At 64.2% G+C, this 13,205-nt stretch carries 9 protein-coding genes and 3 pseudogenes; 6 read left to right on the top strand and 6 right to left on the bottom strand.

The genetic code is table 11. The features are described 5' to 3' along the window. Both MPTA5024_RS23675 and MPTA5024_RS23680 read right to left on the bottom strand, forming a co-directional pair. The coding region (locus tag MPTA5024_RS23675; protein WP_198167341.1) for a membrane dipeptidase at positions 1 to 1,635 on the bottom strand (1,635 nt) is incomplete at its 3' end. Positions 1,636 to 1,754: 119 nt separating this feature from the next. Beyond that, positions 1,755 to 2,174, bottom strand: a pseudogene (locus MPTA5024_RS23680) (IS5 family transposase); the annotation flags it as partial. A gap of 52 nt (positions 2,175 to 2,226) precedes the next feature. Between MPTA5024_RS23680 and MPTA5024_RS43725 the strand changes: the two are divergent. The 3 genes and pseudogenes from MPTA5024_RS43725 to MPTA5024_RS23690 all read left to right on the top strand — a co-directional run. Further along, a pseudogene (locus MPTA5024_RS43725) lies at positions 2,227 to 2,435 on the top strand (ISKra4 family transposase); the annotation flags it as partial. A gap of 196 nt (positions 2,436 to 2,631) precedes the next feature. Continuing rightward, entirely contained in the window at positions 2,632 to 3,435 is an 804-nt protein-coding gene (locus MPTA5024_RS23685) for a 2OG-Fe(II)-dependent halogenase WelO5 family protein (RefSeq protein WP_036328087.1), read from the top strand. A gap of 51 nt (positions 3,436 to 3,486) precedes the next feature. Continuing rightward, positions 3,487 to 4,332: a PhzF family phenazine biosynthesis protein gene (locus MPTA5024_RS23690; RefSeq protein ID WP_036328089.1), complete on the top strand. Its 846-nt coding sequence runs from the start codon at positions 3,487 to 3,489 to the stop codon at positions 4,330 to 4,332. Positions 4,333 to 4,406: 74 nt separating this feature from the next. On the opposite strand, the gene MPTA5024_RS23695 is transcribed toward MPTA5024_RS23690, so the two are convergent. Further along, a complete protein-coding gene (locus MPTA5024_RS23695; RefSeq protein ID WP_036328091.1) occupies positions 4,407 to 5,189 on the bottom strand; it encodes an IS5/IS1182 family transposase in 783 nt (260 codons plus the stop codon). Positions 5,190 to 5,288: 99 nt separating this feature from the next. Here MPTA5024_RS23695 and MPTA5024_RS41220 point away from each other — a divergent pair, with 99 nt between their 5' ends. From MPTA5024_RS41220 to MPTA5024_RS23705, 3 genes are all read left to right on the top strand, one after another. After that, positions 5,289 to 5,465 (top strand): hypothetical protein, encoded by a 177-nt coding sequence (locus MPTA5024_RS41220; protein ID WP_157099674.1) that lies wholly within the window; start codon positions 5,289 to 5,291, stop codon positions 5,463 to 5,465. Positions 5,466 to 5,757: 292 nt separating this feature from the next. Beyond that, positions 5,758 to 6,096, top strand: coding sequence for a CU044_2847 family protein (locus MPTA5024_RS23700; protein ID WP_198167342.1), 339 nt, complete (start codon positions 5,758 to 5,760; stop codon positions 6,094 to 6,096). Beyond that, on the top strand, positions 6,093 to 10,154 hold the full coding sequence (locus MPTA5024_RS23705) for an AAA family ATPase (protein ID WP_036328096.1): 4,062 nt from the start codon (positions 6,093 to 6,095) through the stop codon (positions 10,152 to 10,154). The genes MPTA5024_RS23700 and MPTA5024_RS23705 overlap by 4 nt, the downstream gene beginning before the upstream one ends. Here MPTA5024_RS23705 and MPTA5024_RS39935 read toward each other — a convergent pair. The 3 genes and pseudogenes from MPTA5024_RS39935 to MPTA5024_RS23710 form a co-directional block, all read right to left on the bottom strand. After that, positions 10,146 to 10,926: pseudogene (locus MPTA5024_RS39935) on the bottom strand (transposase family protein). The gene MPTA5024_RS23705 and the pseudogene MPTA5024_RS39935 overlap by 9 nt on opposite strands. A gap of 143 nt (positions 10,927 to 11,069) precedes the next feature. Further along, positions 11,070 to 11,546, bottom strand: coding sequence for a RidA family protein (locus MPTA5024_RS39940; protein ID WP_084369939.1), 477 nt, complete (start codon positions 11,544 to 11,546; stop codon positions 11,070 to 11,072). Positions 11,547 to 11,680: 134 nt separating this feature from the next. Beyond that, positions 11,681 to 12,883 carry an amidohydrolase gene (locus tag MPTA5024_RS23710; RefSeq protein WP_036329265.1) on the bottom strand — a complete coding sequence of 401 codons (1,203 nt, stop codon included), beginning with the start codon at positions 12,881 to 12,883 and terminating at the stop codon, positions 11,681 to 11,683. Between the last annotated feature and the right edge of the window lie 322 nt (positions 12,884 to 13,205).

The following is a 13,205-nucleotide window of genomic DNA, read 5'->3' on the forward strand; positions in this document are numbered from 1 at the left end:
CGGCCCCGCGGGAAGAGAGAAATCAGCTCGACTCCATGCCTTGTCCCACAGAGTGGCGTAGCCCTCAGCGGAGTTGAGGAGCGGATCGAGCAGCTTGCCGGTGATGCCCTGGGCTTCAAGATCAGCAATGAAATCGGGGAGCATACCGACATGGGCGAGACCATCCGTATTGATATCGAACGCCCTGTCCCCGACAACGCTGCGATCCATGGTTGCTCCAGTGGCCGCCGCAGTGAATGGGTAATTGACCGCGGGAGCAGCGTCGCCCTGCCCACGACCGCCGGGACACGCGTCGGGACCAAACCGGGGCCCCGGTAGACCGGCAAATCCATTGAAGTCGGTGCCAATCCCGGTTGGCCGTCCTGCCATCTTGTTGATGGCGTAAAGGTAGGCCTGGGCGAAGCTGTTCGAGCTTGCCCCGCACAGGTGTGGTAGGGGGACCACGGTGCCAGCGTTCCTGATCTCGGCGAGGCCGCCTTGGCGGACGATGGGATTGACCATGCCGCCCAGGTTGCGGATGCGTTCAACCTCGGTTTCTAGGAGTTGACCCTCGTGACGCTTATCGCCGAGGGATATGTCGATGAAACCGGAATGCCCGGAGATTGCAGGGCAGTCGAGTTGTTCGCAGATGTCGAGCGTATCGGCCTTGGCGTAAGCAGACATGTGGTCGATGTCAATGACCATGCCTCGCCGTATCAAGCCGCGTACGAGCAACTTACCAAGTTCGGTGAGGCCCTGCACATTGCGCCGGCCGGTGCGGTAGGAGTACCCGAGAGCTTGGGCGTTCTCGGTCTGGACAGTGTAAGCACCTATGGTGCCCAGCGGATTTCGCCCCGATATCGGACCGCCGCCAGTAGAGCGGATCAGAGGGTTTTGGAATGCGGTTCCTCCAAACCCATTGTTGCTGAAGTGGATGGGGAAGACGTAGCGGACTCCAAGATCAAAGTATCGGTCAAGTTCACGGTTCAACTGATCCTCATCCAAGTCGCCTTCGCCACGGCAGTTGAACAGGTAGTCCACCTCAATGCCCAAGATCACGGCGAGTTTGCCCTGCGCGATGACCGAGTGAGCCTCGTCCGGCGTTCGCACGATGCGGTACCAGCCAGCGCCGGGAGCGCCGCTCTTGGCATCGACGTAGGCCTCCATGTCCTTGGCGGCCTGCAGTTGAAGGTTGACGGCTTCCATGTCGTCGCAAGTGCGGTTAGGGAGCTTATTAGCAAGGCTGCACAGATACTCATTGTTGACCGCGAGCATCACCATCAGCCGCAGCCCACCATCCACCGCACGCTTCAACCAGTCCTCAAAAACTGCCTGGTGGGTGATGCTGTCCCAGCGTGGCCAACCATCGAACTGCGGATAGCCGCCCACACGATGACCAAGAACTGACCCAGTACCGGTGCCATAGGCGACGGACCGCAGGATGTTGCCGAGGAGGTCTCCAGTTCCACCCGGTCCGTGTACCGAAGTACACCAGCGCAGTTCATGGATGATGTCACCGTAGGCGCCGCCCCAGAACGCCATCCCGCCGAACCCGAGTTGCGCGAACTGATGATTGTGCAGATCAGCAAAACCGCGACTCATTAGGTGCCTCGATTCAGCTTGAATCCCCGGTAGTCCTTGGATGAGCCAGAGCATGTGCTGCATTCCTTATTAGCACAGAAAGCGCCGAATGTCAGCAACAACGCGCATTACAAACTGAATACTTGTGCGACATGGCGTTCAGGGTGTGACTAAAACACCAAATAGACATCGTCTCATTTGGCCAGTCGGCGGTAGCAAATGAGGGCGGCGGCGATGGCGACGAAGGAAGCGAATTGGTTGGCCCGGCGTTCGTAGCGGCGATGTAAGCGGCGGCAGCCAGCCAGCCAGGAGACGGTCCGCTCCACAATCCAGCGGTGCCGTCCCAGGCGTTGGCTGGACTCGATGCCACGGCGGGCGATCCGCGGGATGATTCCGCGGCCGCACAGGAAGGCCCGCAGATGCTGGTAGTCATAACCCTTGTCCCCGTGGAGCTTTGCGGGTCGGCGGCGGCGCGGCCCGCGTCGGGAGCGGATCGGCGGGATGCCCTGCACGAGCAGCTCCCGGGCTTGGCTGTCGTGGGTGTTGGCCGCGCTGATCCCGACAGAGATCAGCAGACCGCTCCGTTCGGTGATGAGATGGATCTTCGACCCTCGAGCCAAGCTCGTCCAGCAGGATTCGGTACAGCTTGGCCCACACCCGGGCGGCGCTCTGGCGGCCGGCTGGCCGATCGCCACCGGCGTCATCGAAGGAGGCTGCCGCAATTCGATCGCGACCGCACATCGGCATCACCGGCGCCCGCTGGGTGTTACCAGCCAGGTGCCGAAGCCATCCTGAAACTCCGCGCTCTGATCTCCTGCAGAGACTTCCCGGCCTACTGGCGCTATCACCTCGACCGCGAACACCAACGCATCCATCAAGCCCCCCACCAGGACCAATACGTCCACACCGCCTGATCGACCAGCTCACCGCGGAGGAGCTACACCCATCTGAATTTGCACCTAGTTGAACCACTGTGCGTCTTCCAAGTGGTATCAGTTCGCCCTTATCGGTCTGGATATTGGGTGTTACTGTTGGGCGATACCGATGAGTCGACAGGCTGGGGCCACATCAGTGACCACGATCGAGACGCATGATCCATTCTTCGTTGCCATCACCGCTCCCGAGTTTCGGCGCGACCAGATCTCGGACCTCGCAGCAGGGCGGTGTGCGGCCATCCGGGTCGCTGACTTTCTCCCCTCTAAGACATGCTCAGACATTCTGAACGCCTTGATGTGTGCCGACTTTGAGTACTATGGAACGGAACGCGTATATCCGCCCGTCATGCGGTTCGGGGTGGGGGTTAGCGACTACCGCAAGGACGGCAAGATCATGCCCGACTACTGGGACGCGCTACGGAGACATCAGGACTCCTGGTCCACCATTGGGCTGGACTTCGATCCGCTCGAACTGTGCCGAGAGACCCTGGGCAAGCACTGGCCCGGTGTAGTCGCCATCGGCCGTAACGAGGGGCGGGAACTCGGCGGAGGCGTCGCCCGCGAACCGAACCAGGGTTTCGTGGTGCACTTCGATGACGCTCAGCGAGAGTTCTCCGGCAGTCTTCTGGACGCTCATATTGTGGCTCAGTTCGCCTTCAACCTGTACCTATCTGTTCCCGAGCAGGGTGGGGAGACTGTGGTATGGAGGCATCGCTGGCGGCCCGCGGATGAGAAGTTCCGGTTCCCGGGTTCATATGGGTATACCGATGCTGTGGTCGGAGACGCCGAGCACTTCGTGCTCAAGCCAAAGGCCGGCGAAGCTCTCCTGTTCGATCCCCGAAACTTCCACGCGGTCCGCCCGAGTGTGGGCTCACGACGGATCGCTCTCGGTTTCTCTGTTGGCCTCAGTGACCGCGGGGACCTGTACACGTGGGGTTGACAGAAGGTGCACCACTGCGCGAACCGTAAGTGGGTCTGTTATCGTGCGGCAATGAAGGTCTTGCAGTATTCGGCGTTCAGCACGCACTCCTCCGGAGGGAACCCCGCGGGCGTGGTTCTTGATGCCACAGGGGCGGATGACGCCAGTCTGTTGGCGACAGCTGCGGAGCTAGGTTTTTCGGAGACGGCGTTCGTCGTGCCGTGCGGCGACGGAAGTCTCAATATCCGCTATTTCAGCCCACTTATGGAGGTGCCGTTCTGCGGTCACGCCACCATCGCCACGGCCGTCGCCTATGCAGAGCGTTATGGTGTGGGTACGCTCCTCCTGCGAACGAAGGCTGGCGAGGTACCGGTTACAACCAGCATTACGGCAGAAGGGTCGATAGTGGCCACGTTGGTGAGCGTCACACCCCACTCGATTGCCATCTCGGACACCGACCTCCGCGAACTGCTCGCCGCTCTGCGATGGTCGCCGGATGATCTCGAGCCCTGTCTTCCTCCTCGTGTGGCATACGCTGGCGCCTGGCACCCTGTGATTGGCGCCGCGACACGAGCTCGTCTCGCCGACCTGGACTACGACATGCCCACGCTAAAGAGCCTCATGACCCACAACGACTGGGCTACCATCGACCTCGTCTGGCGGGAGTCCCCCACGGTGTACCACTGTCGCAACCCATTCCCGCCCGGTGGAATCGTCGAGGATCCCGCCACTGGCGCGGCCGCCGCGGCCTTTGGCGGCTATCTGCGCGAACTCGAATTGATTACTGCCCCCGTGAGCATCACCATTCATCAAGGCCATGACATGGGCCGCCCGAGTTTGATTAAGGTGACGATTCCTGACGGGCGGGAAAACGGCATCAGTGTGACGGGGACAGCGATCCAGATGCGGGCCGACTGATTTAACACGGGAACTCAATCCTCTGTATCAACCCGCCAGCCCATACTCCCGAGTGGTCCAACAAGGAGCCAATTTCATCCTCGGGAGGCGTGAGCTACCCGGTGGTTCTGAAGAACCGCGATGGCTTTGACCAGGTGGCCGGTCTTGCTCGGGCTGCATCGCAGCTTGCGCAGGATGCGCCAACTCTTGAGCTGGGCGTTCGCGCGCTCACCAGGCCCGCGGAGCTTGGCGTGTGACCGGTTGGCCTGCTTTTGAGACTCGGGCTTGTTCCTGCCCTTGTACGGCGTGATCAGCACCTCGGCCCCGGCGCCCTGATAGGCCTTGTCGGCCAGGGTGATGATCCCGGCTTGGTCGAGCGCGCGCAGGATGCCCCAGATCCGGGCGGCGGTCAGGTCGTGGGTCTTGCCCGGCAGCGCACCGGAGGTCCACACGATGGTCCCGTCCGGTCCCGCGATGACCTGCACGTTCATCCCATGCACGCGATGCTTGCCCGAGTGGTAGGGCCGGTCGGCCTTCACCCGGTCGGTGCGGATGAGCGTGCCGTCCAAGACCAGGTAGTGCAGGCCGTCCTTCGTGGCCTTCCGCAGCGCCGTCGCCAGTTTCGGTGATCGAGCCGTCAGCAGGGCGACGGTTTCCTCCACATACCGCCACGCGGTGGCCGCCGACACTCCGAAACCCGCTCCGACCTGGGCGAATGTCTCGCCCTTGCGCAGATAGACCAGCACCAGGAGCGCCTGCTGCCCGGGGTTGAGCCGCCGCCACGTCGATCCGATCGCCTTGCGCCGCCTGCGGATCAGTCCGGCCAGGTAGTTCAGCGTTGAACGCGACAAATCGACGGCAGCACGATAGAACAGCACCCGAAGCTCCTGGCGATGACGGTGATGGTTGTGGTGATCAACCCGTCTACCAGGAGCTTCGCCTCATCATGAGGAAAACCCGAGCATCGCGATCATGCTGTGACCGGCTTAGCCGCCCGGCGGATGAAAAACGTTCAGCAGATGATCGACGAGCTCCGCCGTCTCCGCAACCAGTGCGGACCGAGAAGCAACCAGAATCCGCGCTATCTGCGATACTCCAGCGCGGTTTCTGCCCTGCTGTGGATCATCGAGGACCTGCGCAAGGAACAAAGCTGAGCAGCGCCGCCAGTCGGTCTCGGTCGCACAGCTTCTCTCTCCCGTGAGTCCGGCGTCGAGCTGCCGGTTATGACTGGTCGTGCTCACCGCCGTCGGTAGCCGTTATTGCCACTTTGATGTCAATTAGAGACTTTTGTCCCCATCTGTCTCGCCTGAGTGTGGCACAGAGGGGCGTCGTATCCCGAGAAGGCTGAATACTCGAGTCCCAAGACATATGGCAGCGCTGGTTTCACACCGTATGGAAGGTCCGCACGCATACACTCCCGATATCCGATGTCGAAGGGAGCGCATGGTGTCCGAGGTCGTCACCTACTACGTGGATGAGTTGACGACGGTCCAGTTCGAGATTGAGCCCCCACCGGGGTTTCAGCCGGCAGGCCCGGGTGAGATCGTCGGTAAGGTCCGTGAAAGCTTGGACCCGGCGGTCAAGGCCGCCCGGGAGGTGCTGGAACGGGTGAAAGACACCTGCCCGGACGAGGTCCAGGTCAAGTTCGGGATCAAGGTCAGCGGGACCATGAACTGGTTGGTGGCGAAGGCTGCTACGGAGGGCAACTTCGAGGTCACTCTCACTTGGAAGCAGGGTGATGCCAATGCACTGGCTGGAACGGCGCTGAGTGAGAGCGGAGCATGAGTCGTACCGGTCCACGCGACCGGTCGTGGGTTACCGCTATTCACAAGGGTGAAGACGACGAGGCGCCAATTGGTTCTGCTCTGGTCATTGACGAGTGGCGTGTACTCACCTGCGCGCATGTAGCGCGGCCGAAGCCGCCGGAGGAGCGGCCCGACCTGTGGGTGGCTTTCCCCATGGTGGAGGACCGTCTGCCACCTCGGCGCCGGGTGCGTGACAGAACGTACCCCGATCCCGACAACCGGACCGATCTCGTCGTCCTTCACCTGGCCGAGCCGATTCCCCCCGGGGTGAATCCCGCACCCTTGCGCTTCCCCCCGGGCAGCGCGATGCAGTTTCGGCCGTGGTGGGCGCACGGATTCCCCGGGGGAGATTCGGCGGGGAACACGGCCGATGGCACCGTGGGGGAAATTCTGGGCTACGGGAAGGTCCGGCTGGATTCGGAGTCTCGCTATCACGTCGAGGTCGGCTTCAGCGGGGCGGGCCTTTGGTCGGACGACTTTCGTGCGGTCGTGGGCGTAGTCTGCCAGGCGCACCGCAACGGCGACGGCCACGCCATCACCCTGTGCTGGGGTGATCAACGGTTGGCGGGCGAGAAACTCGCGGCGCTGACCAAACGCCTGGCCGATCAAGCCGACGAGGCGGCGCTGGCCGCATGGGGCTGGGAGCTGACGCGGGACCCGCAGGCCCGATCACACTGGCGGCCCCGGGCACGGGGAGTGGCGCGGGACAGCGAGCGGGGCTACCGCTTCCGCGGGCGGACAGCCGCATTACGGGCGATCAAGGACTGGTTGGACTCCGCGCACACCGAGCCGAAGGCGCTGGTCGTTACCGGCTCGCCAGGGGTGGGCAAATCGGCGGTGCTGGGCCGGATCATCACCACCGCAGACCCCTCGGTCCGTGCGGAACTCCCTGCGGGCGACACCGCGGAAAAGGCGACGGTCGGCTCGGTGGCCTGCGCCGTGCACGCCAAGGGAAAAACCGCACTGGAGGTGGCGGCCGAGATCGCCCGCGCGGCCAACCGCGCAGCCCCCGCTGCCGTCGATGAACTGACGACTGTCGTACAGCAGGCCATGGCCGAGCAGAGCGGCGGACCCTTCAACGTGATCATCGATGCCCTCGATGAGGCCACGTCATCCGCCGAGGCGCGCGCCATCGTCACCGACATCGTGCTGCCCCTCGCACAGACCTGCGACAACGTACGCGTCGTCGTGGGCACCCGTGAGCACGACGACGACGGCGACCTCATCGGCGCCTTCGGGCACGGTCGCACGACTATCGATCTGGACGACTCCGCGTACTCAAGTTTCGAGGACCTGAGTGACTTCGCTCTGGCGACCTTGCAACTGGCGGGGGACGAACGGCCCGGCAATCCGTACGAGCCGGAGGCCGTGGCCCGTCCCGTGGCCGCTCGGATCGCCGATCTCGCCCAGGGCAACTTCCTGATCGCCGGTCTGATAGCGCGCACCTACGGCCGGTACGACACCGTAGCCAAAGCCCCAGGCCAAGTGGACTTTCCGGCCGATATCCGATGGGCGCTTGACACCTACCTGAGCCGGCTCCCCCCAGTAGCGGGGACCTCGGCGCGGACCGTGCTCTCCGTGCTCGCCTTCGCAGAGGCTCCCGGCTTCACCGCAGAGCTTTGGGCCGTGGCGCTTCGCGCGTTGGAGGGCGTGGACATCGAGCCAGATCGGTTGTCCAGATTCGCGCATTCGTCAGCGGCGAACTTCCTTGTGGAGACCAGCACCGCGACGGTCCCAACGTTCCGGCTCTTCCACCAGGCCCTCAACGACGCGCTGGCCGCCGCCCGGGCCCAATTCAGCGAACGACGGGCCGACGAGCGGCTCCTAACGGAAGCGTTCCTGGCTCATGGGGCAGCGCGCGGCTGGGCGCGGGCTCCGGAATATCTGCTGCGGTCGCTGGCTTCCCATGCCGCCCGCGGCGGAGCCGGCGACGACCTCCTCGGCGACACCGAATATCTGCTGTACGCGGACCTGCAAAGGATCATCGCCCGGTCAGACCTCGCCTCGTCGCAGCCCGGATGGGACCGAATCAGGCTGCTACGGCTGACGCCACATGCGAGCAGCGCGGACCCGCAGACGCGGGCCGCGATGTTCAGCGTGACCGAGGCGTTGGAAGGACTCGGCGATGTCTACCAGAGCTGGCCCGACCCCGTCCCGTATCGCGCTACCTGGGCGTCGGCCCGGCCACGAACAGAACGAATGATGCTGGAAGGCCACGCCGGCGGGGTGACCGGGGTGTGCACCGTCACCCTCGACGGCCGCCCCCACCTCGCCAGCGCGGGCTACGACGGCACGGTGCGGATCTGGGACGCCACCACCGGCGAGCAACGCCGCAGCCTCGAAGGCCACACCGGAGAGGTGTACGAAGTGTGCCGGTTCATCCTCGACGGCCGCCCCCACCTGGCCAGCGCGGGCTACGACGGCACGGTGCGGATCTGGGACGCCACCACCGGCGAGCAACGCCGCAGCCTCGAAGGCCACACCGGCGGGGTAAACGGGGTGTGCACGTTCACCCTCGACGGCCGCCCCCACCTGGCCACCGCCAGCAACCGCACGGTGCGGATCTGGGACGCCACCACCGGCGAGCAACGCCGCAGCCTCGAAGGCCACACCGACGGCGTGAACGGGGTGTGCGCGTTCACCCTCGACGGCCGCCCCCACCTGGCCACCGCCAGCATCGGTTTCACGGTGCGGATCTGGGACGCCACCACCGGCGAGCAACGCCACCGCCTCGAAGGCCACACCGACTGGGTGCGCGGGGTGTGCGCGTTCACCCTCGACGGCCGCCCCCACCTGGCCACCGCCAGCGACGACCGCACGGTGCGGATCTGGGACGCCACCACCGGCAAGCAACGCCACCGCCTCGAAGGCCACACCCGCTCGGTGCGCGGGGTGTGCGCGTTTACCCTCGACGGCCGCCCCCACCTGGCCACCGCCAGCATCGACCGCACGGTGCGGATCTGGGACGCCACCACCGGCGAGCAACGCCGCAGCCTCGAAGGCCTCACCGGCGGGGTGAACGGGGTGTGCGCGTTTACCCTCGACGGCCGCCCCCACCTGGCCACCGCCAGCAACGACCGCACGGTGCGGATCTGGGACGCCACCGCCGGACACCGACACCACCGGCTCGAAGGCCACACCGACTGGGTGAACGGGGTGTGCGCGTTCACCCTCGACGGCCGCCCCCACCTGGCCACCGCCGGCCACGACCGCACGGTGCGGATCTGGGACGCCACCACCGGACACCAACGCCACCGCCTCGAAGGCCACACGGGCTGGGTGAACGGGGTGTGCGCGTTCACCCTCGACGGCCGCCCCCACCTGGCCACCGCCGGCTACGACCGCACGCGAATCTGGGACGCCACCACCGGGCACCAACGTCGCAGCCTCAAAGTTCCCTTCCCGCTATCCCTCATCGTCTCTTTTCGTGCGGTGTGCGCATTCACCCTCGACGGCCGCCCCCACCTGGCCACCGCCGGCAACGACCGCACGGCGCGGATCTGGGACGCCACCACCGGACACCAACGCCACCGCCTCAAAGGCCACACCAACGGCGTGAACGGGGTGTGCGCGTTCACCCTCGACGGCCGCCCCCACCTGGCCACCGCCGGCAACGACCGCACGGTGCAGATCTGGGACGCCACCACCGGACACCAACGCCACCGCCTCGAAGGCCACACCGACGGCGTGAACGGGGTGTGCGCGTTCACCCTCGACGGCCGCCCCCACCTCGCCAGCGCCGGCAACGACCGCACGGTGCAGATCTGGGACGCCACCACCGGACACCAACGCCACCGCCTCGAAGGCCACACCGGCGGGGTGACCGGGGTGTGTACCGTCACCCTCGACGGCCGCCCCCACCTCGCCAGCGCCGGCTACGATCGGACGGTGCGAATCTGGGACCTGACGCGGGCCACCTGCGTTCGCTCGATACCCGTCCATCACGGCGCCTTTGGCATCGCCTGGGACGGCCAGAGACTTCTGCTGGGGCTGTCGGCAGGCGTCTTAACCATCGCCATTGAGCCTTTTTCATCGTGAGTAGCGGTCGTCTTCGACGGCTTGCAGGACGAGGATGGCCTGCAAGATCGGGGGCGCGGTGGGAGCAGCAGCGGCGCTTCGACAGGAGTTTCCACGCTTTCATGGTCGCGATTGCGCGTTCGCCGAGGGCGCGGAGGCGGCCGTGAGCGCGGTTGACGTCCTTCTGCCCGTGTGACTGCCGTGGGCGGTGCCGGTGGCGTTTGAACGGGGTGCGCATGGTGTCGCCTGCGCCTTGGTAGCCCTTGTCGGCGAAGGTCATCACGTTGTTGCTGGTTAACGCGTCGATGAGGCCGACCGTCCGGGCGGCGGTCAGGTCGTGCACCGCGCCGGGCAGGGCGGGTGAGGCCCACACCAGCCGGCCCGCGGGATCGGCGAGCACCTGGACGTTCACGCCGTGGCGCTTGTGCTTGCCGGAGTAGTAGGGCTTTTGATCGGCGAGGCGGTCGATCGGGATCAAGGTGCCGTCGAGGATGGCGTAGGCCAGTCGTGTGGCCCGTACCGCGGCGGCCTGGACGTCGTCGGCGGGGGCGGCGAGCAAGTCGATGGACTCGCGGACATAGCGCCAGGCGGTGGTGATGCCGAGGGGGAAACCGCCGGCCAGGCGGGTGTAGGTGTCCCCGGTGCGCAGGTGAGCCAGCACCAGTAGCGCCTGCCGCCTAGGAGACAGACGTCGCCAACGGCGGCGGCGTTCGGCACGGCGAGTGCGGATGAGGTCGGCCAGGCGGATCGAAGTGCGGTTCGACAGGGGGATCGCAGCAGGGTAAGACAGCAACGAGGCTCCTGGTTGGGGCATCGGATCTTGGTCGACTGCTGTCTTACCGCGAGCCTCACTTCTCCCTCAACTCCGTCCCTCCGGCTCCTCCACCCATCCTCGCCAGCAAGATCAGGATGAAAAAGGCTCAAGGTTCACCTTGGCTAGCCTTGATCTTGGCAAGCCACTTCGGCAATGACTTCGATCTCCACAGGGGAACCAAGCGGCAGCTCGGCGACTCCCACAGAACTGCGGGCGTGTCGTCCCGCCTCGCCGAATACCTCCACAAAGAGCTCGCTAGCTCCGTTGATTACTCCCGCCTGCCCGGTAAAACCCTCAGATGAGGCGACAAAGCCGGTGACCTTGATCACTTTGGTCACATTATCTAGGCCGACGAGCTCATCGATCGCGGCCAGCGCGGCTATAGCACACTGCCGGCAGAGCACTTGCGCATATTCGGAGGAAATGTCGGCGCCCACTTTGCCATTGGCCACCAGTTCTCCGTTTTCCATAGGAACCTGACCGGAGACGTATACGAAGTCACCACTGCGTACAGCGGGAACATACGCACCTTTCGGAGGGCTCGCCAGTGGCAGGTGAATTCCAAGCTCGGCGAGCTTCGCGTGAGGACCATAATTCACAGTATGCTCCGGACCCAAATTGTCATAAGACAGCGCGTCTACCTGGTTGCAGAACCATATCCGGCACTTACAAGCGCTTTTCGGAGGGAGGGATGGGATAATTTCCGTGCTAGGGTCGGAAGCTTATAGCGTGGTCAGGAGCTTTCGCGCGCCAAGGCGGACAGGGCGGTCAGGGCGAGGAGGCGAATTCCTACAGATATACATGCCTCATCCACGTCAAAGGTCCCCTGATGCAGGCCATAAGCGGACTGACCAGGAGAGCGGACGCCTAGCCGCGCGTATGCTCCAGGCACAGATTGCAGGTAGATGCCGAAGTCGTCGCCCTCCAGGCTCTGGGGAGCAGTTAGCACTCGGTCTCTGCCCAAAATGGCGCTGCCAACCTCACGGAAGATGTTTACGCAACTACTCTCGTTTAGGGTGGGAGGGACGCCGTAGACGTATTCCAGGTTGGCTTCCACCTCGTAGGTACGGGCAAGCGGCAGCAGGACCGAGGCGATCAGTTCGGGTGCCTGCTTCCGAACTTCTGTGTCCAAGCAGCGGACTGTGCCCTCCACGATTCCCACTGGCCTGCCTGGATGGGCGACCGGACCCGCATCCATCATGCCCCAGACGAGGCTAAGGCTCGACATAGGACCGCCGCGGCGATAAAGAGCTTCGGGCAACTCGGTGATGATCTTTGCGAGGGCATGCACCAGTTCGGGCGACTCACCACCGTTCCTCGCTGCGACGGGAGTCGTTATGTGGACGCGCACCTTGTCGCAGGCGGCAATAATCGCCCCCGTACGCAGTCCCAGCTGGCCGACCTCATAGCTGGGATCACAGTGGATCGTAAATATTCGGCGGACATCAGCCAGACCACCTGCTGCCACGACTTCCAGAGCACCTAGGAGGCTCTCCTCAGCAGGCTGAAACAGAAGCCGGATGGTGCCAGCAATGCGGTTGCGCGCCGCAAGATCGGCTAGGAACATTCCTGCACCGAGAACTACTGTCGTGTGCACATCATGGCCGCAGGCATGGCAGGCGTCGGGCGCCGTCGACCGATACGAGACCGGCTTCTCATCCGTGAGGGGCAACGCATCGATATCCGCGCGAAGGGCGACGATCGGTCCTTCACCAGTGCCAACGTCGCAGATCGCACCGGTGCCCTTGGGTAGCACCTTCGGCACTAGGCCGGCATCTTCCAGGCGCTTGGTGATCTGGCGAGTGGTGCGGAACTCCTGAAAGCCAAGCTCAGGGTTCATGTGGATGTCTCGGCGGAAATCGTACAACGAGGTGACTTCCCGATCAAGGAACGCGTCGAGCTCACCCATCCAGTCGGCGATCAACTCTCGCTTCATCACCACCTCCGCAGTTCACTGTTCAGGCTTTTGACGAACTCGAACTGCCCACGGCAAGCTCGGTCGCGGCAAGCATACCCCTCGCCGTCACTAATATGTGGATTTTCAGCAATCGTACATATCCACGCAAATTGGACATCTGGGCTGCCGCATCCGAACTGCGACATCGGACCCCATCGCAATCGTGAGATTCCTTCGACAACTTTGGTAGCATGCGCAAGTCGCCGCGGACATCACCTCGGTGTGCGACCTCCCCCGAACCAACTTCAAGATCACCTCTTTTCAGTTAGGCGTCCACGACTGTGATTCCACCCTCTACTAC

Origin of the sequence: Microbispora sp. ATCC PTA-5024, from assembly GCF_000511135.2 — a bacterium.
In the GTDB taxonomy this organism is placed as follows: Bacteria; Actinomycetota; Actinomycetes; order Streptosporangiales; family Streptosporangiaceae; genus Microbispora; species Microbispora corallina.

Bases quoted from the DNA above. Each gene is read 5' to 3' on its own strand.
- MPTA5024_RS23690 (WP_036328089.1), top strand. From the start codon at position 3,487: ATGAAGGTCTTGCAGTATTCGGCGTTCAGCACGCACTCCTCCGGAGGG.
- MPTA5024_RS23710 (WP_036329265.1), bottom strand. From the start codon at position 12,883: ATGAAGCGAGAGTTGATCGCCGACTGGATGGGTGAGCTCGACGCGTTC.
- MPTA5024_RS23705 (WP_036328096.1), top strand. From the start codon at position 6,093: ATGAGTCGTACCGGTCCACGCGACCGGTCGTGGGTTACCGCTATTCAC.